13 protein-coding genes are annotated in these 22999 nt (G+C 61.0%); 10 read left to right on the top strand and 3 right to left on the bottom strand.

Translation table 11 applies throughout. The features are described 5' to 3' along the window. Positions 1 to 926: 926 nt before the first annotated feature. The 3 genes from AC50X5_RS05715 (at position 927) to AC50X5_RS05725 (ending at position 4504) form a co-directional block, all read left to right on the top strand. Positions 927 to 1910: an ABC transporter permease gene (locus AC50X5_RS05715; protein ID WP_494975108.1), complete on the top strand. Its 984-nt coding sequence runs from the start codon at positions 927 to 929 to the stop codon at positions 1908 to 1910. Then, on the top strand, positions 1907 to 2800 hold the full coding sequence (locus AC50X5_RS05720; protein ID WP_494975109.1) for a carbohydrate ABC transporter permease: 894 nt from the start codon (positions 1907 to 1909) through the stop codon (positions 2798 to 2800). The genes AC50X5_RS05715 and AC50X5_RS05720 overlap by 4 nt, the downstream gene beginning before the upstream one ends. A gap of 75 nt (positions 2801 to 2875) precedes the next feature. Next, positions 2876 to 4504, top strand: coding sequence for an extracellular solute-binding protein (locus AC50X5_RS05725; protein WP_494975110.1), 1629 nt, complete (start codon positions 2876 to 2878; stop codon positions 4502 to 4504). A gap of 629 nt (positions 4505 to 5133) precedes the next feature. Here AC50X5_RS05725 and AC50X5_RS05730 read toward each other — a convergent pair. Continuing rightward, positions 5134 to 7485, bottom strand: coding sequence for a glycoside hydrolase family 3 N-terminal domain-containing protein (locus tag AC50X5_RS05730; protein ID WP_494975111.1), 2352 nt, complete (start codon positions 7483 to 7485; stop codon positions 5134 to 5136). 209 nt (positions 7486 to 7694) lie between these two features. Here AC50X5_RS05730 and AC50X5_RS05735 point away from each other — a divergent pair, with 209 nt between their 5' ends. The 6 genes from AC50X5_RS05735 to AC50X5_RS05760 all read left to right on the top strand — a co-directional run bounded on the left by AC50X5_RS05735 (position 7695) and on the right by AC50X5_RS05760 (position 15949). Next, on the top strand, positions 7695 to 8801 hold the full coding sequence (locus AC50X5_RS05735; RefSeq protein WP_494975237.1) for a Gfo/Idh/MocA family protein: 1107 nt from the start codon (positions 7695 to 7697) through the stop codon (positions 8799 to 8801). A gap of 27 nt (positions 8802 to 8828) precedes the next feature. Next, a complete protein-coding gene (locus AC50X5_RS05740; RefSeq protein WP_494975112.1) occupies positions 8829 to 9791 on the top strand; it encodes a DUF6807 domain-containing protein in 963 nt (320 codons plus the stop codon). A 1-nt stretch (position 9792) separates the two neighbouring features. After that, positions 9793 to 10542, top strand: a complete 750-nt coding sequence (locus AC50X5_RS05745; RefSeq protein WP_494975113.1) for a cupin domain-containing protein — start codon at positions 9793 to 9795, stop codon at positions 10540 to 10542. A gap of 14 nt (positions 10543 to 10556) precedes the next feature. Then, positions 10557 to 11615: a LacI family DNA-binding transcriptional regulator gene (locus AC50X5_RS05750; RefSeq protein ID WP_494975114.1), complete on the top strand. Its 1059-nt coding sequence runs from the start codon at positions 10557 to 10559 to the stop codon at positions 11613 to 11615. A 489-nt stretch (positions 11616 to 12104) separates the two neighbouring features. Further along, positions 12105 to 13823 carry a glycoside hydrolase family 30 protein gene (locus AC50X5_RS05755; protein ID WP_494975115.1) on the top strand — a complete coding sequence of 573 codons (1719 nt, stop codon included), beginning with the start codon at positions 12105 to 12107 and terminating at the stop codon, positions 13821 to 13823. Positions 13824 to 14254: 431 nt separating this feature from the next. Further along, positions 14255 to 15949 (top strand): CBM35 domain-containing protein, encoded by a 1695-nt coding sequence (locus tag AC50X5_RS05760; RefSeq protein WP_494975116.1) that lies wholly within the window; start codon positions 14255 to 14257, stop codon positions 15947 to 15949. A gap of 802 nt (positions 15950 to 16751) precedes the next feature. On the opposite strand, the gene AC50X5_RS05765 is transcribed toward AC50X5_RS05760, so the two are convergent. Together AC50X5_RS05765 and clpB are read right to left on the bottom strand one after the other, a co-directional pair. After that, positions 16752 to 18080 carry a BNR-4 repeat-containing protein gene (locus AC50X5_RS05765; RefSeq protein WP_494975117.1) on the bottom strand — a complete coding sequence of 443 codons (1329 nt, stop codon included), beginning with the start codon at positions 18078 to 18080 and terminating at the stop codon, positions 16752 to 16754. 688 nt (positions 18081 to 18768) lie between these two features. Beyond that, entirely contained in the window at positions 18769 to 21420 is a 2652-nt protein-coding gene (gene clpB, locus AC50X5_RS05770; RefSeq protein ID WP_494975118.1) for an ATP-dependent chaperone ClpB, read from the bottom strand. Positions 21421 to 22427: 1007 nt separating this feature from the next. Here clpB and AC50X5_RS05775 point away from each other — a divergent pair. Then, positions 22428 to 22910, top strand: a complete 483-nt coding sequence (locus tag AC50X5_RS05775; protein WP_493985893.1) for a hypothetical protein — start codon at positions 22428 to 22430, stop codon at positions 22908 to 22910. The last annotated feature ends 89 nt before the right edge of the window (positions 22911 to 22999 follow it).

Consider the following 22999-nt stretch of genomic DNA (forward strand, 5'->3'; position numbering starts at 1 on the left):
CTGTTTCCTGCCATCACCCGCGGCGTTGATCCCTAAGATCCGTAGACAGAGCTGCTCTTCCAGCACCCGGTTCACGGCGGGGATGTCCAGGAGGGCAGGTCAGAAGACGCATCGGAGCCGGTCATTTCCGCCATCCATGCTGCGTGCTCGGCAGCCGCCCTGTAGCCGCAGGCATTTATCTGGACTAAATCGCCGTCATCCACTAGGGCTCAGCCGCGTCCGGTCGCCTTAACTGGAGGAAAATCCTGACTAGATGGAGCCGGTCCCCGACGTCATATCGGCGTGGATCCGTACCCGTCAGTCAAGGACACGCACGGTCTAGTACCCGGGTGCGGTCAGACTTCGTCGAGAGCGCGGGCAGGCCCTTCTGTTTCTCCGTTTGGGAGAAAATTGCCAGTCACTCCTGTTGTTATTGCGTAAAATTTACGATACTTTCTGTATGTGATGCGAATCGCATCGCGGCACCAGAGAGGCTCCGACCAATGACGGCAAGGAACACCCATGAAGCTCCATTAGCCGCGAACGTGGGGGACGCTGCCACGACGCGCAGCAGGCCGCACCACAGGTACTTCTGAGACCACACCGATCGAAATCGACAGGTGTTCCAGGCTCCTACGTGGGAATGAAGCAAGTGTCGATGAACAGGTAGATAGGGAATTTGCGATGGCAGTACGACTGGACAGACCGCCCGAGGTGGTCGAGGTGAAAGCTCCAGGGTCTCGTAAGAGGCCCGGCAAGCGAGGCGGCTGGAGGGAGCAGTACCGGAAGGCTGCCGCTCTGCCGTCGACAGCCTCGCCAATCAAGGTGTGGGGAGACGTCGCCTGCCTGCGCCGTGACCTGGCTTTGGAAGGCTGGAAATTAGCTGCTGCCGTTCCATCGTCTGCGGAAGCATGCAATGGCCCGACTCTAGGTACTGGAGCCGTCAGATGACTATTACGAATCTGACGAAGCGCGCGCCGCGGAGTGCACCTGAGGCCTTAGTTCCCATCTCCCGCCCTAAAATGTCGTTCTGGGAGAAGGTCCGACGGGACAAGCTCCTTCTGTTATTTGCCCTGCCCGGCATGGCCGTCATCATCTGCTTTCACTACTACCCGTTACTGGGGAACGTCATCGCGTTCCAGGATTACCAGCCCTACCTGGGCATCAGTGGCAGTGAGTGGGTCGGCTTTCAGAACTTTGAAATTCTCTTCAACGGCGATCCTGCGTTCCTAAACGCGCTGAAAAACACCCTGATCATCACTGGCCTGCAGACGGTATTGGTCTTTCCCCTGCCCATCATGCTCGCCCTGCTGCTGAATAGCCTGCTTTCCAACAAGCTCCGCCAGACGGTGCAGTCCATCCTGTACCTGCCGCACTTCCTGTCCTGGGTGATCGTGGTGGCGGTGTTCCAGCAGATGCTGGGCGGCTCGGGCATGATCAACAACTTCCTGCGCGCCAACGGCATGGAAACCCTGAGCATCATCGGCAACGCCGAGCTGTTCAAGGCGCTGATCACCTCGCAAGTGATCTGGAAGGACACCGGCTGGGCCACTATCCTGTTCCTCGCGGCTTTGTCCCAGATCGACCGCTCCTTGTATGAGGCGGCCAGCGTGGACGGCGCCAGCCGCTGGCGGCAGACGTGGCATGTCACCTTACCGGGGCTGCGGAGCATCATCATCCTGCTCTTCATCCTCAAACTCGGTGATTCCCTCACGGTCGGCTTCGAGCAGATCATCCTGCAGCAGCAAGCGGCCGGCATCCGGGTCAGCGAGGTGTTGGATACCTACGTCTACAACAACGGCATCATCGGCGGAAACTGGGGCGTCGCTGCTGCGGTCGGGCTGGTTAAGGGCCTCGTCGGGGTCGTGCTGGTGTTGTCAGCCAACAAGGTGGCCCACAAGTTTGGAGAACAAGGGGTGTACAAAGCATGAGCACCAAAATGATCGACGGATCTCCGGTACCCTCGCTGGGAGCCCGGGCACTGAAAGGCGTCGTGCTGACGGTGCTGTGTGCCTTGGTGATTGTTCCATTCATCGGCATCATCTCCACCAGCCTCGCATCACCGGAGGAAGTCAACAAGGCGGGGGGCTTTGTCCTCCTCCCGAAAAGCATCAACCTGGACGCCTACCGCAGCATCTTCAATGGTGGCGTTGTCAGCCGGGCGCTGGTGGTGAGCACCATCGTCACCGGTCTCGGCACCGTCCTCAGCCTGGTGACCACCAGCCTGCTGGCCTGGGCCCTGAGTCGGCGCGGCACCTTGGGCAATCGGCCCATGCTGCTGCTGGTCCTGTTCAGCTTGCTGTTCAGCCCCGGCATGATCCCCAGCTACCTGGTGGTCATGCAGTTCGGCCTCATCAACACGTACTGGGCGTTGATCGTGCCCACCATGGTGAACGCGTTCAACGTCATCGTCGTCCGGTCGTTCTTCACCAACCTTCCCGGCGAACTGATGGATAGTGCCCGGATCGACGGAGCTTCCGAATGGCAGGTCTTCCGGCACATCGCGATCCCGCTTTCCAAGGCGGTGCTCGCCGTCGTAGGCCTCTTCTACGCGGTGGGCTACTGGAACGCGTTCTTCAACGCGATGCTCTACATCAACGATGCCAGCAAGTGGCCGCTCCAGCTGGTGTTGCGTACCTACGTGGTGAACGGAACCCAGCTGGGGGCGCAGGACCTAGGCGCCAGCCTTGAAGCCGTGCCTCCGCAGGCCTCCATCCAAATGGCCATCCTGGTCATCTCCATTGTGCCCATCATGCTGGTCTACCCGTTCCTGCAGAAGCACTTCGCCAAGGGTGTTCTTACCGGCGCCGTGAAGGGCTAAACACGCCCGGTTATCAGGCCGACCAAGCCTCTCTCTTCCCTAGTACAAGACTGCTTCGACGAAGAAGGAAATTCCATGTCTCTCAGTGTCTCCCGCCGTTCCGTCCTGAAAAGTTCACTATCCGCTGCTGTTCTTGCCGCCGTCGGCTCACCACTGCTGACGGCCTGCGGCAGCAGCGCCAGCAGCGGTGAAGTTCAGTCCTCCAACAACGCCGTTAAATTGCCCACCTACCTCAAGTACGATGGCGTAAAGCCGGATATGCCGGGCAACACGCAGGGTGTGATGGACGCGTTCCTGAAGTACCCGGCCCAGCCCACGAGGGCATTCACCTCGGCCCCGGGCGATGGCCAGAAAATCACGGCGATGACCATCACCTCCACCCCCGTGCCGCCCGGCGTGGACCAGAACACCTACTGGCAGGAGCTGAACAAGCGGCTGGGCTCCGAACTGGAAATCTCAATTACCCCGTGGCAGGACTACGGCCAGAAATTCGCCACCACCGTTGCCGGAAACTCCCTGCCCGACCTGTTCAACGTGGACGGCAACGCACCTCAGCTGCCCCAGCTGCTGGAGGCTAAGGCCGTAGACCTCACCCCGCACCTATCTGGTGATGCTGTGAAGAAGTATCCGTTCCTGGCCAACATCCCCACGGACAGTTGGAAGGGCACCGTTTTTAACGGCAAGATCTACGGCATCCCCATCCCTCGCGGTGTGCTCAGTAGTTCCGTCCTTTACTACCGCTCCGATATCCTGGACAGCCAGGGCATCAAAGTGGCCCCGACGTCGTTCGAGGACTTCTTCGCCCTGACCAAGCAGCTGACGGACACTAAGTCCAATAAGTGGGCACTCACGATGGCCCCCACCGACTACATCCGCCAGATGTACGGTATCCCCTTCAACTGGTCCGAAAAGGACGGCCAGCTGACCAGCGCCTATGAGGCCCCGGAGCAAAAGGATGCCCTTTCCGCAGCGCGGAAGATGGTGGAGGCCGGGGTGGTAAACCCCGATACGTTCGCCGCTTCCGCTCAGGACTACAAGGCCTGGTTCGGCAACGGGACGGCCGCAATGCACTGGGACACCTTTAGCGCCTGGCCGCAGTTCTACCAGATCCAGTTGGGAAAGGGACCCTTCGCCATTTCCGCCTCACCGATTCCGAAGTTCGACGGTGGCGGCAAGGGATCCATCTGGCTAGGCAATCCCAACAACTCGATATCCGCCATCAGCAAGGCCAGCGAAGGGCGTGTAGAGGCCCTGCTCAACGTTCTCAACTGGCTGTCCGCTCCATTCGGCACCGAGGAATACCTGTTCCGAAAGTATGGTGTAGAGGGTGCTAACTACGACCTGAAGGGCACGGACCCCATTCTCACGGACAAGGGCAAGAGCGAGACGCAGCTGTCCATCCAGTACCTGGCTGACGCCCCCTGGCCCATCTACCAGGCAGGAGTGGAGAAGGCTACCAAGGACCAGTACCAGGCACAGCAGGATCTCGTCCCAACGGGCAAGAAGGACCCGACGGCTGGCATCTATTCCCCGACGCAGTCCAAGAAGGGCACCAGCATCAAGAAGAAGATGACCGACCTGCAAAATGACATCCTGCAGGGCCGGCAGCCGGTCAGCGCTTGGGATGATGGGGTCAAGGCTTGGAAGGCCGAAGGCGGCGACGCCATCCGTGATGAACTTCAAGAAGCACTAGCTTCCGCCTAAGTCCGCCAGAACAATCCCTCTCAGCCGCACCCCTGTGTGGCGGCGCCCGAGTGGGGGGGGGGACAACAAAAAACCCAAATAGCTGTCGCTTGCACCGCCCGGGATGATTCTGAAGGGTAGCCACATCTGCTTCTGCCGGAGAGCTACCCCAAGACTAAGTAGGGCAGGTTTTTGGTACTCTCCCTGGCCGAGATCATCAAAGCAGAGAAGGCTTCGGGCGCCTCGTTCAACGCAGTCTTCCAGCACCGTGCGGCGACGCCGCCATGGCAACACCATCTGGTACGGCCATTCAAGAAGTTTGTTCGGACTGTGGCCTATCTGCCGCACTCTATGTCAGTGGTAAATACGGCCGGCATGTTCCTGTGGAACTTCTGCCTGTACGGCACTGTGAATCAGATTGCGGAATCGCTTTTCCGAGCGGCCTGGGAGACTTCTAATGTCATCTCCACCTACCCGTACCGGGTGGTCTGGAATCCAGCAACTTCAGCTACGGCCGTCGGAAGGTTATGCCTGACTTGTTGCCTTCGTTGCCGGGCCTTCTACCTGCTATGCCTGAACTCACGGCCCCTGAGTGAAGGTCATTTTCAACACACGTTCACGGCGCCTCAAGAAGCCAGGCTCCTCACGCCTTACCCCAAGTACCTGACTTCTGTTGGCGTGAGCATCTCACGCTCGAACCCCACCACCCGCCGAGGTCCGTGCAGGATGACTTCGTGGCTATGCGCGTCGGCCGTGCTGGAGGTCCCCACGTGCAGTTTCACGAGCCCAGGTGTGACAACGCGGGCCAGGTCCACCCCGGTGAAGGATGTGCGATCGGCGTGGACGGCAAAGTCAACGATGGCTGATGCGCCTGCTGCCAGCTCTACACGGGCGTAACCAATCAGCTCCCGTACCGGGCGAACCACTTCGCCCACCGGATCCTCCAGGTAAAGCTGCACTACTTCGGCGCCGTCCCGGTGACCGGTGTTGGTGACCGTGCAGCTGATGGTGACGGTGTCCGCCGTCGACATTGCCGGTGCGGTGCACTGATGACCTGACAACTCGAAGGTTGTGTAGGACAGGCCATGGCCGAAGCCGAACAGTGGCGAGGGGTCCAAGGCGCTGACCTCGGTGGGTCCGGACAGCCGGGAGTGAAGGTACGTGCCCGGTTGGCCGCCGGGGGAACGAGGTACTGAGACGGGCAGCTTGCCGGAAGGATTGACGACGCCGGTGAGCACGTCCCAGAGTGCCTCGCCGCCTGCTTCCCCAGGGAAGAAGCCCTGAACGATTGCGTCCGCCCGGTCCACGAAGTCCCCCAGGGCGTAGGGCCTCCCGCTGAGTACTACCACTACCGCGCGGGTGCCGGCGTTAGTGCAGGCAGTGAGGATCCGGTCCAGCATGTGGTGTTGGTCTCCGGGAAGGCGGAGATCGGAGGCGTCGTTTCCCTCGCCAGAGGTTCCGCGTCCGAAGAGTCCTGCGTTGTCGCCGACGACCACGACGCACGTTTCGACCGATGATGCCACGCGGCAAGCTTCAGCGATTTGGTCCTCGGTTGCCGACTCGCAGTTTCCGGTGACGGAGCTCCTCACCGAATCGAACCGGGCCGCCGCGACGCCTGCAACCGTCGGGATGGAAATCCCCACGGGAACTTCCGGGTGCGACGCTCCAACATGGGCATCGAAGGAGTAGCAGCCAAGCATCGCGAAGGGGTCGTCGGCCAGTGGCCCGACAACACCCACGGAACCAGTCCGGGCCGAGGTAAAGGGCAGGGATGGAGCCCCGGCGAACTCCCGGTTGCTCAACAGCACCAGTGATTGCGCAGCGATGGCACGGGCCAGTGCCCGGTTCTCGGCAGGATCCAGCTCGATGGGGCCGGAGAGAGCAGGGGGTTCCGGGGTGAAATCGGGGGACAACAGCCCAACTTCTGCCTTTTGTGTAAGAACCCGACGGAGGGCCTCGTCAATCACCGATTCATCCAAGGCGCCCTCACGGACCCGGGCAAGCAGAGGTTCTCCGAAACAGTTAACTGTTGGAAGTTCAACGTCGACGCCCGCCTGCAGGGCCAGTACCGCAGCGTCACCGGGGTTTGCCGCTACGCCATGGGTGACGCCCAGGAACGCGACGCCGAAGTAGTCCGCCACTACCGTCCCTGTGAAGCCCCATTGCTCGCGCAGCAGCCCGGTGAGGAGCGCACGGTTCGCGGCGGCCGGTACGCCGTCAACACCTGTATACGCGTGCATCACCGAACGCGCACCGCCGTGGCGAAGCGCCATCTCAAAGGGCGGCAGCATGACATCGGCCAGCTCCCGGGGACCCATGGAGACAGGCGCGTGGTTACGGCCGGCTTGGGAAGCCGAATACCCGACAAAGTGCTTAAGGGTCGCGACGATCCCGGCAGATTCCAGGCCCTGAACATAGGCCGTCGCGAGAGTGCCCACGAGGTACGGGTCCTCGCCGATCGTCTCCTCGACGCGGCCCCAGCGAAGGTCGCGGACCACGTCGAGTACGGGAGCCAGTCCCTGGTGAACCCCGAGGGACCCCATGCTGGCGCCGATGCGGGCTGCCATCTCCTGCACCAGGGCCGGGTTGAACGTAGCACCCCAGGCCAGAGGAACCGGAAATGCCGTTGCCTTCCACGCAGCCAACCCGGCAAGGCATTCCTCGTGCACCTGGGCAGGGATACCAAAACGGGATGCCCCCCTGATCTGCTCCTGCGCGGCCGCAAGGCGACGTGCGCCTTCAGAAGGCTCCACCGGAACAGTGCCGTACATGCGCGTGATCTGGCCAAGCCCGTGCGAGATGATCTCGTCCCACGAACGGGTGTCCCCCGCCATCTGACTCTGCAACGGGGCTACGGAATCACCTTCGGTGGAAGCATTCACCCACACGCCTACCAGTTGCGCGAGCTTTTCTTCCAAAGTCATCTCGCGTATCAGGTAGTCGACGACGCCCGAAGCGGGGACGCGGGCAAGTGCGTGCTGTTCGGCGGCGCCGGTGCTCACAGGCTTCTCCTCAATTTACGAATGCGTAGAACAAAACTATCAGAAACTACCGTTTAGTTTCTAAATCTAAATCTCTTGACTTCCCTCACTTTCCCTCCCTAACGTGGGATAACCGCAAAAATAACAGGCTATCCGCGCGGATTGGCCTGCCGAGGCAACCAAGAAACTTTCGGATAGCTTTTAGAATTATCGTGATAATGGAGTCTCTTATGAAGACGTATCGAGTAGCCATCGTGGGGACCGGCGGGATTGCAGCGTTCCACGCATCCAACTTGGCCCAAACGGATAATCGAGCCGAGCTGGTGGGTGCGTGCGACGTCGACGAGGCGCGTCTGCAGGCGTTCGCCGACCAGCACGGCATCCCCGGCCGCTACCAGAGCCTGACGGAGTTACTGGCAGAGGCTAAGCCAGACATTGTGCACCTGTGCACTCCACCCATGCTGCATATTGACCAGGCTATCGAGTGCCTCGAAGCCGGCGCCCATGTCCTGTCCGAGAAGCCTCCGGCCCTTAGCCTGGCGGACTTTGACCGTCTCAGCTCCGCCGAGAGCAAGGGCGGCGCGCAGTTCTCGTGCGTGTTCCAACACCGCTTCGGTGACGCCTCAAACGCTGCACGCTCCCTGATTGGAGGCGACGATTTCGGCCGCCCCCTCGTCGCGCGCTGCGACACCCTCTGGTACCGCCCAGACGAATACTTCGACCTCCCCTGGCGCGGCACCTGGGAAGCGGAGGGCGGTGGCCCCACCATGGGTCACGGCATCCACCAGTTCGACCTCCTCCTCCACCTGCTTGGGCCGTGGAAGGAAGTCACCGCCATCGCATCCCGTAAGGCGCGCCCCACATCCACCGAGGACCTCTCAGCGGCACTACTCCAGTTCGAGAACGGTGCGGCGGCCACGATCATCAACTCGCTGCTTTCCCCACGGGAAACCTCAGACATCCGCATTGACTGCGAGTTCGCCACGATCGAGCTCAGCCACCTCTACGGTTACAACACCAAAGACTGGACCATCACTCCTGCCCCCGGCCATGAGGGACAGGTTTCGCGGGCATGGTCTTCACAGCCCCTGGAACGGGGCAGCGGGCACTCGGCGCAATTCCTGGCGATGTACGACGCGCTTGACGCAGGCCTCCCCCTCCCGGCCGACGCCGATTCAGCGCGGCAGACCCTTGAACTGGCTGCCGCGATTTATGCTTCAGCCTTTACCAGGCGGCCGGTGCGGCGGGGTGAAATCGTCCCTGGGCACCCCTTCTACGGTGGTATGGACGGCGAGGGCCGCGGCACCCGCGCCTTGGCCTCGACATCAGGCTCTTAACTCCCAACCAGTTCAACGGAGAAACTTGTGACTAATACAGCCCGACGCGCCTTGACTGAAGACCTAAGCTACGCCGACGACGGCAGGTCTCTCACCTTCTCCATCGGGGCGCAGGAAATCGCCACTTACACCTACCGTCCCATCAACGACCAGTACGAAAGCCCCCGGCCCTACTTCCACCCGCTCACCACCATGGAAGGCGACGAGGTAACCATCTATCGCCCCTGGGATCACGTATGGCACAAGGGACTTTCCTGGGCACTGCCAAATGTGGGCGACCACAATTTTTGGGGCGGAGTAACCTACACCCGTGAGTCCGGCTACTCGAACCTGGAGAACAATGGGGCAATGAACCACCAGGCGTTCAGCAGCATCGAGGAATCCGAAACCGGAATATCGGCCAGCGAGTCCCTGCTTTGGACGGCCCAGCCTGCCCGGCCTGGCGAGGAGGGAGCACCCCTGATCAGGGAACGGCGCCGCTTCGCCGTCCAGCTGCTGCCCTCCGGGAAGGCATGGGCGCTATTGTTCGAAACCGAAATGAGCAACGTCTCCGGCGCCGAAATCAGCATCGGGAGCCCCACCACGGAAGGCCGCGACAACGCAGGCTACGGTGGACTCTTCTGGCGTGGACCCCGGGCATTTACCGGTGGCAGCTTCCACTCCGATGCCGGAACGGGCACCGACGAACTCATGGGCACCCGCTCACCCTGGATAGCCTTTACCGGCCAGCATGACGGCACCTGCCGGAAGTCCACCATCATGTTCATAGAAGACCAGGGCAACCGTGGCGCATCCAACCAGTGGTTCGCCCGTTCCTCGCCATTTGCTTGCCTCGGCTCGGCCCCCTTCTTCAGCGAAGTAGTCCCCTTTAAAGAAGGGGAACCGCTCAAGTACCGCTACGCCGTCATCATCGCCGATGGCGAGTCCGACGCGGACACGTCAACGACGCTGGCGGCCGAGGCGAAGGCTGCCTTGGAGGCGTGGATCTGAGGTGTGCAATTCATTCCCAGGCGCCACAGCCGTGTCCGAGGTCAGCATTTATGACTGGCCGGCTGCAGATGGGGCAGCCGGCGGCTCTCCCCACATGCACACTGCTTCCACGGAGGCATACGTAGTACAGCAGGGGACCGGCAGGCTTGAGACACTCGACTCACGCGGCTTCACCTCCACACCTCTCAACGCGGGTACGATTGTTTGGTTTACCCCTGGCACAATCCACCGAGCCATCAACGACTCCGGAGACCTGCGCGTGCTCATCGTCATGCAGAATGCCGGGCTGCCCGAGAACGGCGACGCGGTCATGACTTTCCCGCCCGAGCACCTGGTAGACATCGAGGCCTACTCGCGCGCCGCTCACCTTTCCCCCAGCGACGCCGACAGCGATGACGCAGCCGCCGAAGCTGCTGCACGACGCCGACGGGATCTGGCTGTGAAGGGATACCTGGAACTGAAAGCAGCCGTGCAGGAGGCCGGGGTATCGGCCCTCGCAGACTTTCATGCCGCAGCTGTGCGCCTTGTGGGCGGTAAGACAGCCACCTGGAGTCAATATTTGGCCGGTGGGGCCCGGCGGCAGGCTGACCTGACCGGACGGCAATTGGATTCTCTCGGTTCCATGGAAAGTTTCTACTTGCAGGAAGCAAGGACTACGATAGGGGTAAGCAAACCACACAGGATTTTCGGAATGTGCGGGCGAATCCAGGCATGGCAACTATCCGAAAATGGTGGTCTAGGTAGGCGCTAACGAAGGGACCTCTAATGGTGACCAAGCAGGACACGCCCCGAGCGACGATCAGCGAAATCGCCGCCGAAGCCGGCGTATCCGTGCCCACGGTCTCCAAGGTCCTGAACGGCCACTCCCACGTCGCAGCCGCAACGCGCGCAAAGGTAGAAGAGATCATCGCCCGCCGCGACTACGCGCGGCGGGCGGCGAAGCCACGCAAGAAAGCCGGTTTGATCGATCTTGTGTTCCCAGCCATTAACACGGAATGGGCAGGCGAAATCATTGAAGGCGTGGAAAGGGTGGCACAGGAAGCCGGTTACGGAACCGTGGTCAGCAGCCTCTCCCCCGACGGAGCGCGGATCCGCTCCTGGCTCGCCAACCTCGCCGAGCGGAAGTCGGACGGAGTCCTGCTTGCCGTGTACGAACTGGACTCTAAGCAAATCCAGCGCATCAAATCACTGGGCATCCCTTTGATTCTGATTGATCCCGTTGGGCAGCCGGGCCCGGACCTCCTGACCGTCGGCGCAGCAAACTGGGACGGTGGTTTCTCGGCCACGGATTACCTTCTCAAGCTCGGACACAAACGGATCGGCATGATCCGCGGGCGGGAGGATCTACAGTGCAGCAGCGCCCGCGAAGACGGGTACCTTGCTGCGCTGCGCCGTTCCGGAATCAACGCAGACCCCGCGCTCGTCGTACCTGGAGATTTCTCCATTGAAGCCGGCGAACTGGCCACTCGCACACTGCTGTCCCTAGATAACCGCCCCACCGCCATATTCGCCGGAAACGATGCTCAGGCCCTGGGCGCGTACCGTGTCGCACGGTCCCTTGGAATGAACGTCCCTAATGACTTGTCCATCGTAGGCTTCGACGACATCCCCGCCGCCGAATGGGTTGAACCGGGCCTCACCACCATCCGCCAGCCCGTAGTGCAGATGGCAGAAACAGCCACCCGTGCGTTACTTCGACACCTGGAAGGCGATGAAGAGTTGCCGCAACGGATCGAACTCGGAACCGAGCTGATTGTAAGAGGCTCTACCGCCGAAGCAACCCATCCCCTTCGACACCTGAGCTCCCCAGAACTCGCCTCCTAGCAACGCGCGCCACGCCTACACGCCTCGCCGACTGCCTGCCTTTCTGCCATATCGGATTGGAATGGCGCCGGTTCGGATGGGAAGTGGCGCCGGTCGTGCTTCAGTCAATCGCCCCTGCGAGTGACCTTAAAAAACTGCGGCAGCGCTGGCGCAGAAAGACCTCCTGCAGACGGGGGCGGGACCGGTTGTAAAAATCACGACGTGGACGGCCCACGCGTCGATAGTTCGGCTGCGCACTCCACTCCACAAGTTCCCCGCACTCGGCTCCTCACTGATCTCGCTTCTGAGTGATGGAAGCAGCACAATCCTGTGCCAGACCCGATGAATAAATACCTAAAGTATCCGAGAGTATCCTCAAGCCTGGCGCTGCCTAGCACCTGTTTTGGTGGCGCGGTTACCTCTTATTGCACCATTTCTATTGACCCATATACTGCAAGCGGGTATCTTTAAGTTTCGGCGCTAGCCGGAAACTTTCAAAGGAGAGGGTAAATGAAGTTGTTAGGGTTCTTGTCGCTTCCCACGGTGTTAGCCGTAGTCGCTTTGGGGACGGTTACTGCACCAGCGTCAGCATTGGACTCCCCGGCCATCGACCTGCTGCCGGACGAAACCCATCAGAAGATTGAGGGCTTTGGCTACTCCACCGCATTCCAGCGCCCGGCGTGGATTCATAATCTGCCTGAGCAGACCCGGGAAGAGGTTATGAACCTGCTTCTGGATCCTGAAGTTGGCGCGGCGCCAAGCATCCTGCGGCTTGGAGTCGGCGGAAGCCCGACGGCAACCGGTGACAAAATGATCTCCATCCAGCCAAAGGACCCGGGAGGCCCCGCTGCCGAACCCCAATACGTATGGGACGGCTGGGACAGCGGCCAAGTGTGGTTCGCGAAGGAAGCGCAGAAGCGAGGAGTTGCCAGCTTTTACGCCAACGCGTGGACGGCCCCCGGCTACATGAAAACCAACGGAACATACAACCAGGGAGGCACCCTCTGCGGCCTCCAGGGAACCACCTGCGACAGCGGCGACTGGCGCACCGCCTATGCAAACTACCTGCTTCAGTATGCAAAGTTTTATGCCCAGGAAGGGATAGATATCGCCACGATCGGGTTTACCAATGAACCCGACTACACCACCAGTTACGAATCGATGCGGTTCACCCCCGAACAGGCGGCCGAGTTCGTCGCTCACTTCGGGCCCTACGCGCAGAATGCCGGCATCGACGTCGCGTGCTGCGACTCATTCGGCTGGCCCGCAGGAGAACATTACCTGGACGCCATCGCGGCCAACCCCACAGCCCTGGAACAACTCGACGTTTACACCGCCCACTCGTACGCAGGCCGATCCAATTATGATCCTCAGGCACCGGTCCGTACATGGATGTCCGAATGGGCCCCGTCCAGCGTTAAAGACGGTTGGAATGAGGCCTGGGACAGCGGGAAGGTCACTGATGGGATCAAGATCGCCGAGCACATCCATGACACCCTCGCCCAAGCCAACGCCAGCGCATACCTGTATTGGCTGGGGGCATCCCGGGGCGGCACCGCAGCCCTCATGCAGATCAACGACACGGCCGGCACCTACCGCGTCTCCTCAAGGTTTCACGCCTTTTCAGCATTCAGCCGGTTCATCAAGCCGGATGCCGAACGCATCGGCGTTGACCACCAACTCACCAACGCGAAAATTTCCGCCTACCGAAACTCCAACGGGGCCAAAGTAGTAGAAATCCTCAACACAGGCACCGAAGCCCTCAACACAGACATAGACCTCAATCTGCCCGTGACGGCGTATCTTACAGATTCCTCGCACAGCCTCGAGGCCTCACACGACATCGCCACAGCCGCCGGCGACCGCACCAGCCTTAAGCTGCCGGCGCGCTCCCTCGTCACACTGGTCACCGACCCCGATCAAACATCGCCAGCCCTGTCCATCACGACCCCAAGGCCCGGAACCCATGTAGACGGCCCCTTGACAGTGGGCGGAACGGCCAGCGATGAGCAGGCGGGCATTGAGAACGTTACCGTGGAGTTGCGGGCGCCTGGGCAGCCCGGGACGGTAGCGCTTACTGCGGACGCCGTAGTAAGCAAAGAACAATGGGAAACACAGCTCGATACCTCAGCCCTCCAGCCAGGTCCCTATCACCTGTATGTCAGCGGACGGGATCGCGCTGGTAATTCCACTTCATCCCAAGCACCCGTCCCCGTCAAAATCCGCTGAGATTAGCCGTCCGGTAGGGGTCGCTGATCGGCGGTATCCCTACCGGGCGCTGCAGGCCTTCTCCACAGCGGGTGGATAGCCGCGAACAACGCTCCTCACATCGAATACCCCAGGCAGCCTGAGCTGACCCTACTTCGAGAACCAGCTTCGCTGAGTCCGTGACTGCGCTCCTGGCGAGAACGACCTTGTTGTGGATCCGGGAGCGGCCATCGCAGAAACGAACCGCTTCCAGAGACAGGCGAACCATCTATCATTCCCAAGGCCCTCTGGCGGTCTCAATGGTGCACGAGGGCGGCCAAGCGACGCCCGTGTTGTCTGTTTCTACCGGCCGGCGGCCGCGGTACCACACGCCCGGGCTTTCCGTGCCCGAAGACCAAGAACCGGAACACCTTAGGTCAAACATCAAGCGATCCAAAGAATGCGAGAGAACAATGACAAAGAAGCCATCCCTCCCCGCGATTAGCCGCCGCAATGTCCTGGCCGGCGGAATAGCTGCAGTGCCACTAGCGCTCGGGGCCGCATCATCCGGAAACGCCTATATGCCACCTCAAGCGCGCAAGGGAGCACTCCTGCTGGAACCGGGGCGGCTGCGCCAGACCATCCGCGGCTTCGGAGGGATGACGCATGCCAAGTGGATTGGTGACCTCACAGCAACACAGAGGAACACCGCGTTCGACAACGGCGGCAACGACCTCGGACTCACAATCCTGCGAATTCCTGTAAATGAAGACAGGGCACATTGGCCGCTTGACCTCGGGACGGCGAAAGCAGCGGCAGCAAAAGGCGCGCTGGTTTTCGCATCACCTTGGAACCCGCCCGCCCATCTCATAGAGTATTTCGAACATGACGGCGGGGTGCCGCAAGGCAGCCAGTACGAGGCGGAGGCCGGCGTGCTCGTCAACGCCCACGTCGCCACCGACCATGCAGGTTACCAGGGCGGCGGCTACGTTGAGTTCGACGCCACTTCGGGTGCGAGCGTCCAGTTCAACGACATCGTCATCGGGTCTTCAGGGACCAAAAACCTGGCCTTCCGCTACACCGCGCCGGCAGGAGATACCCAGGTTGACATCTACGTTGCGGGTGCACTCGTGGCGGCAGGAGTCACTTTCAGTGCAACGGCAGCCGGAACCTGGGAGTGGAAGTCGATCCAGGCCCAGATGACACCCGGCAAGTGGCCGGTCAAGGTCGTCACCACCGGCTCCGGTGGTCCTGCCGTAGACGTCCTGATGGCTGCCGCGTACACAGCCCCGGGTTCTGCCCGACGGCTGCGATACGACGCCTACGGCGCCTATGCACAGCACCTGAATGACTTTGTTCACTACATGCGGGACAACGGCGTAGAGCTTTACGGTATTTCGATCCAGAACGAGCCCGATTACGCCCACACTTGGACGTGGTGGACCACAGATGAGCTGAACCGCTTCCTGCGCGACTATGCCGGCCAGATCGACGCACGCATCATTGCGCCGGAATCGTACCAGTATGTAAAGTCCGTGTCGGACCCCATCCTTAACGATCCCGCAGCTCTTGCCAACGTGGACATCATCGGCGCCCATCTGTATGGAACCAAGTACACGGACTTTACCTACCCGCTCTTCCAGGAGAAGGGCGCGGGCAAGGAGTTGTGGATGACCGAGGTGTACTACCCCAACAGCTCCAGCTCGGCAAACCTCTGGCCTGAAGCACTCCGCGTGGCCGAGCACGTCCACCATTCTCTTGTGGATGCAGAGTTCCAGGCTTACGTATGGTGGTACATCAGACGGGGGTACGGACCGATTCTCGAGGACGGATCGATCAGCAAGCGGGGCTACATGATCGCCCACTTCTCAAAGTTCGTCCGCCCCGGCTACACACGCATTGATACGGCAAAGGAGCCCCAGGCCGGCGTGCTCACCTCCGCGTACATCGGCAACGCTGGCCAAGTCGTCGTAGTCGCAGTCAACACAACAGCCAATGCTGTCACGCAGCCGATAAAGCTGGAGGGAACCAGGGTTCGTCAGGTTCGATCCTGGATGACCGACTCCACGCGCAATCTCCAGAACCAACCGGATATCTCCGGGACGGGAAATGGCTTCACTGCACCGTTGCCCTCACTGAGCGTGACGACTTTCATCCTCAACGCCTGACGGCCTGTCGTGTCTGCGCATCATCCGTCTCCAGGACAAAGCACCCTTCCGCGGCTGGGCACCCGTGCTGCTATGAACGGAATCTTCCGAGAGTGACCATGTGCTACCGAGCATAGGCCTGGTGGGACAGATCTGCACTCCCGGAAGTGCACCCCCAGCCGAGGAAACCAACTGAAAGGACCGCGGCCGCCCGGGCGGCCGCGGTGTGGGCCACGACCTTATGCGCGGCTCCAGAGACACCGCACCCGACGATGGCATGCTCATAAGGGCTGCAACAGCCACTCCCACATTTGGCAGGGGTATTAGAAGCCAGAATTCTCGGGGGAAGGCAGAGTACTCATCCCCGGCTTTCCAGCCGGTTCGGTGAACCCGTAGTAGTTGTCGTTGGCGAGTCCCTCACCAAGATCGGAGTGCAATCCTTCAGGTCCTTCGTGCACGCGGTGCGGCCTCCGGCTGTGATCTGGGTCCCGGTCAAGGCGGGGACCAACCGATGTTCTCGTTGTCGTGGAGGCAGTTTAGGTTGCCACGGTTGGGAGGCTGGCCGCCCATGACGCGCCCGGACGCCGTTATGGGCGCCAAGGGGTACTCGTCCCGAGCGAACCGGGCTCTCCAGCGCACGCTACGTACCAAAAGCTGTAATCCCGGAGCCATCGGACCAGATCGGGCACCACGATAAGCAGACACGCCCTAGGCCTGGCAGTCCAAGTACACATAATCCTGACCAAGGAGGCCGTGTGTTGACTGCACTTTTGGACGGGGCCTCGAACTCTATCTGACAATATCCACTACTCTAAGTCCGGCGTCAGCGGTCACCGCCTTGCTGGCCTTTGGAGGATGGCAAGCTGAGCCCGACGATCTCAGTGTCGTAGGCCTGTGAGGAAGTCATGTTGCCGCGGAACCAGCACACAATACGCAGCCCTTGCTCCCCCGGAACTACCAGCGGCCGAAGATTGTCTACATCCGAATTTGCCGTTACGGGTTCCCACTGCCAAGTCCGGCCGCAGTCTGCCGTTCCGCCGGCGTAGATCTCATAGTGGTCGGTGCGGTGGCCCGAGCGGGGATCGACTGGGGCCGAGATATAGACCCGGTCCAAATTGTATGGATCGATTGCCCCTAATCCGGTGTAGTCCTGTTCGTGCGGCAGGAGCGCTGCCCCCGCTTTCGCCAAAGGCCGGAGGCTCCAGTTGCTGCCGTCGAACTTGGCGTAGAGCAGGCGGTGATCGTCGACGTCAAGCTGTTGGTTCCCTTGTAAGGCGCCATTGGTGTCATTGGCCCGGCAGGAGATTATTGCCGCTATCTGTTCCCCTTGGCGTCGCACATCGCAGGTCCAGCCGTGTGTCAGGACGTCACCGTCCAGTTCCAGTCCTGCGGGAAAAATCGTGGTCAGCTCGCTCTGGTCGATTCCGTCCGAACCCAGGACGGGCTTACTGACGACGGTGCCGTCACTAGTGTGAAGGGCATTGCCCTGGATGTAGCCGTGGTAAATGCTGTTGTTGTAATCTCGCGGATGGTGGTCCGTGGTGGTCAGGTCGATCCGTTCGGTTCCGTCCGAGGAGTACCGGGTGTAGCCATTGACGTAACCGAGCTTAGGGCGGGTGAAGAGCTTCCCGCCGTAGCTCCACGTGCTGCCGTCGTCCTCGGAGACCATGATGGACTGGTCATCGTTGACGGCGCGCACAAAGTTGTAGGTTCGCGCCTCTGCCGAAAGCCGGTAAACGTTCGAGTACGTCGCGCCCCTGCCGCCGGCCAGTTCAGTCCAATCAAAGACCTGCTCCGGTAACCACTCAGACGCGTCATGCGGACGCGCCGTGACCCTCCATCGTGAGAAATTATCGGTCTTATGCTTTGCGTACATGGCGACATAGTGTCCGTCGGGACGGATGAGGAGGGCTGGCGCGTTGTGGTCATCCGACTCGAGGCGCTCATGGAGCACATGGACGGCACGTTGGCCTGTTGCCAGATCGAGAACAGCGACTTCAATGTTTCCCGCCCGGTGTTCACCGCCGGGGCCTTGGGGCGCAGCAACGGATCCCGCCAGTAAGGTGTTGGCGACGGGGTCGATCAAGGCGCGCTCATCCTGAAACCAGCACCAAGCACCGTTGTCGTTGAGCAGTTGGGGAGTAGAGGGCATGAAACTTCCTTATGGTTGCGTATCTGCTTCAGTAGGTGCTGCTGTCAGACCCTTCCGAAGGTGCACTGCGGTCTCAAAAATGCCTCCGTGTGAATGGTCATTTTTTGTCCTTGAATTCTGCTTCGCCTGCCCATTCCGGCATGCATTTCACTGCATAAGGAAACTATCGTAAAGTTTACGCAAAAACAATCCATCGCGGGCATGAATGGGCGAACGCCTGCTCGTGACAACAGCGCCGGGCCTACCACCGGCACTGCCATCACCCTTCAGCCCAACACCCGCCCCCTTACGACTGGCGGGTGGCCCTCGCATGAAGCACTGGCCACTGAGGAAGCTACGACTGCATGCAGCAGCACTTTATTGAACGGGATTGGGCCGGAAACTACTCATACGGTGCACCCGCATCGGCTTACCGCCGAGCCTGGATAAACCTCAGGGACTGGTTTCCTGGACGCCGAGGCTCCGTGCGCTTGAAATCCCGGCATTCTTCATCGCTCGGCCTGACACGGAAGGGGCACTGGCCGCGCTGGAGGGGACTGATCCCGGCATCGGCATCGATGCCAAAGAGTCAGAACGAGGTCCGAAATGCACTTCCTGCACATGCCCAGCAGGCATATGACACTGGCCCGGTTCTGATCATGGCCCTAATATTGTTACCTCCCGGCGGCGAAACCTGAAAGCATGCCCCCTAACCGGACTTCCGCGTCACGGACAGGCCCGAACCCAGGGTGGCGGCCGCCGTCGGGTTGGCCAGAGCCTCGACTGTAAGTTCGTCGACGTCGGCAGCGGTGTCCACCAGGACGGTGTCGCCGTCTGAGATATCGCCGGCGAGGATTGCCTTGGCCAGCCGGTCGCCGATCTCGCGCTGCACCAGCCGGCGCAGCGGGCGGGCGCCGTAAGCCGGGTCGAAGCCGGACATGGCCAACCAGGCACGGGCGCCTTCGGTCACTTCGAGGGTGAGGCGGCGTTCGTGCAGGCGACGGCCCAGTTCGGCCACCTGTATCTCCACGATCCGGGCCAGTTCGTCAACGGTGAGGGCGTCGAACAGCACCACCTCATCCAGCCGGTTCAGAAACTCCGGCTTGAAGGAGGCATTCACGGTGGCCATCACCGCATCCCGCTTGCTGGCAGGGTTCAGAGTCTGGTCCACCAGGAACTGGCTGCCCAGGTTGGAAGTCAGCACCAGGATGACGTTCCGGAAGTCCACGGTGCGGCCCTGGCCATCGGTGAGCCGGCCGTCGTCGAGCACCTGCAGGAGGATGTCGAACACCTCCGGGTGCGCCTTCTCCACCTCGTCCAGCAGCACCACCGAGTACGGGCGGCGTCGGACTGCCTCGGTGAGCTGGCCGCCCTCCTCATAGCCCACATATCCGGGAGGTGCACCGACCAGCCGGGCCACGGCGTGCTTCTCCGAATACTCGGACATGTCGATCCGCACCATGGCGCGTTCGTCGTCGAACAGGAAGTCCGCGAGCGCCTTGGCCAGTTCGGTCTTGCCAACGCCGGTCGGCCCCAGAAACAGGAAGGACCCAGTGGGCCGGTTGGGATCGCTGATACCGGCACGGGCACGCCGGACGGCGTCGGAGACTGCCTGTACTGCCTTGGACTGGCCGATCAACCGCTTGCCCAGCTCCTGCTCCATATGCAGCAGCTTCTGGCTTTCCCCCTGCAGCATGCGGCCTGCGGGGATACCCGTCCAGGCGGAAATGACCTCGGCGATGTCGTCAGCAGTGACCTGCTCTGCCACCATCTGGCCTGACTTGTCCGCAACCTCGGCCTCGGCCTGCGCGGCGGCGTCCAGTTCGCGTTCCAAAGCGGGGATTTCCCCGTAAAGCACACGGGACGCCGTTTCCAGGTCGCCTTCACGCTGCGCTTTGTCAGCCGTGGACCGGAGCTCGTCCAGTTTGGCTTTCAGGTCACCCACGCGGTTGAGGCCGGCCTTTTCTGCCTCCCAGCGGGCGTTGAGGGCGTTGAGTTGTTCCTTCTTGTCCGCCATGTCAGCGCGCAGCGCGGCCAGCCGATCCACAGAAGCGGCGTCTGTCTCCCCGCTGAGTGCCAGTTCTTCCATGGTGAGGCGGTCGACGGCGCGGCGGAGCTGATCGATCTCTTCCGGGGCGGAATCGATCTCCATGCGCAGCCGGGAGGCGGCCTCGTCGACGAGGTCGATCGCCTTATCCGGTAGCTGGCGGCCGGAGATGTACCGGTTGGACAGCGTGGCAGCTGCAACCAGCGCGGAGTCAGCGATGGCCACTTTGTGGTGTGCCTCGTAGCGTTCCTTGAGTCCACGGAGGATGCCGATGGTGTCATCCACGCTGGGTTCGCCCACGTAGACCTGCTGGAAACGGCGTTCCAGCGCAGGATCCTTCTCGATGTTCTCGCGGTACTCATCCAGCGTGGTGGCACCGATCAGCCGCAGTTCGCCGCGGGCCAGCATGGGCTTGAGCATATTGCCCGCGTCCATGGAGGAATCGCCAGTGGCACCTGCGCCCACTACCGTGTGGATCTCATCAATAAAGGTGACAATCTGCCCGTCGGAGTTCTTGATCTCCTCCAGAACAGCCTTGAGCCGTTCCTCGAACTCACCGCGGTATTTGGCGCCGGCGACCATGGACGCAAGGTCCAGGGCGATCAGGGTCTTGCCACGCAGGCTCTCCGGAACGTCACCGGCAACCATGCGTTGGGCCAGGCCTTCGACCACCGCCGTCTTGCCCACCCCTGGCTCACCAATGATCACGGGGTTGTTCTTGGTGCGCCGGCTCAGTACCTGGATCACGCGGCGGATTTCCGAGTCGCGGCCGATCACCGGATCCAGCTTGCCGGACCGCGCCACAGCGGTGAGGTCGGTGCCGAACTTCTCGAGCGCCTGGAAGGTGTTTTCGGGATCCGGGGAGTTAACCTTGCGGTCGCCACGGACGCCTGGCAGCGCGGCGAGGAGTGCTTCATGGGAGGCTCCGGCGTCGCGCATTAGCCGCCCGACGCCGTCACTTCCGGTTGCAAGGCCCAGCAGCAGGTGCTCGGTGGAGACGAAGGAATCACCGAGGCGGTCGGCTTCCGTTTGCGCTGTCTGAATCGCCTGCAGCGATGGCCGGGACAGTTGTGCCTGCTGGACGGAACTTCCCGAGCTCGCGGGCAGGGCTTTGATCGCGTTGCTGGCCTGGACACTGACGGCGTCAGGATCAGCGCCGGCGGCGCGGAGCAGGGCAACCGCCACACCTTCGCGCTGGTCCATCAGTGCCTTCAGCAGGTGCGGGGGCTCCACCTGCGGGTTGCCGGCGGTCGATGCGTTCATGGCTGCCGCCGAAAGAGCCTCCTGGCTCTTGGTGGTGAATTTGACGTCCAATGGGAGCTCCTTTCGGGACACGGAAATCTTTAACTTGAGTGTACTACGCTCAACTTTTTTCGAAGGCCTTCCCCTGCCATGTTTGCCCAGGGCGAACTCCCTGTCCAGCGTTCCCTGCCACAGCGCCGGCGCGCCGGCTGCCGCCGGATGATTTCTTGTGCGACCGCTGCTCCTGGCCGAAGTTGGCCGGGTGTCGGCACGGCAGTCCGGGCACAACAGGTTTTACAGCCTCGAGGAAGCCGGGATGAGGCAGGCTTTCGATTCCTTCTGGACTGCAGAACTGGACCTCCTGGTGGCGGACGCCGCCGCGCTAAGCAACAACCGGAATCAATCGAAGCCCCACGATCCGCACAGCCCGCACTTCTGGCAACCAGGAGATCGCAGGAATGGCAGCTTCGCAGAGGAGACAGTCGTGGACGAGACGATCAGGTTCGCGCGGGAGCCTGATTTCGCTCGCAGCAACGCAACATCTTCTCCAGTTGCCGCAATCCCGGTCCGAAGCCCGAGGCCTGCTTGGACCCAATTTTGCCGCCTCGCTTCATAAAGATCTAAAGATAAATAGTTGCGCGCAGTCCGGTTTGTTTGGGTCTGGTGACGGACCGTCACCATGGAACTGTGCGCCCGATGCCAGCTGAGCGTCCGTCAATCGAGTACAAACTCACTGCACCTACACTCGATTAGCGCGCTATTCTGTGACTGGACGAGATTGATTTTATTTGATATTGACCAATTTTATTAAAATTTGTCATCTTGTTGACAAAAACAGCGCTGGAAGTTGGAGGTTTCATCGTGCGAATCCCTAGCGCGCAACGTCACAGCTGTCACACTGCCTCCTTGGACAATGTCAATTGAATCGAAAATCTGGTTGCGCGGTCATCAAACCTGTGTTTGGATGAACGCGGGGGAGAGTGGGGGGCTCTGCAATCGCAAACTGAAAAGTGGCGAATTTAGATTTACCTGCTCCTTTCCGGGTTCACTAAAAAGATATCCAGAGAGGAAACAAAAGAATGAAAGCAGTAAAAGTCGCGACTTCAATTTTGGCAGTCGGCGCTTCTCTAGCGGCGGGGTTAGTTGCCGCACAACCGGCCAGCGCAGTCAGCGCTTCGTCGAATTACTACTACGCGGGGGGACGCTACCTTCAGGCCAACGTCTGGCTGGGTTCTGGCAATCCGTTTGGTTATACGACCAGCACAAAGTACCTGGGCTCCGGGTCGGGTCCGAGCTACGCTTCATCGATCACCAACACCGCCTACATTGGAGTCACCGGCGTAGGCGTCTCACTTGGTAATGCATCAGGAGCGACGTCCAGCGACCAGGATTTCTCGACAACCTGGACGAACTACAACACGTGGATCTCTGACCGAGCCGGATCGAACTCAACCAGCAACAACTTCTACCTGTACGTGACCGGCTCGTCTTCCGGTAATGCGAACGTTCCGTACTTCGGATCGCCGCGGACTGTCTCGGCTTCCGTCCAGAAGTGGGTATGACATCTTCGGATGACCGAACTACGCCTGCCATCACAAGGACAAGAGGGCTAAGCCGCAGAGGAGCAATTGCTCTGCTGCTGGCTGTCCTT

Source organism: Pseudarthrobacter sp. MDT1-40-2, from assembly GCF_059383595.1.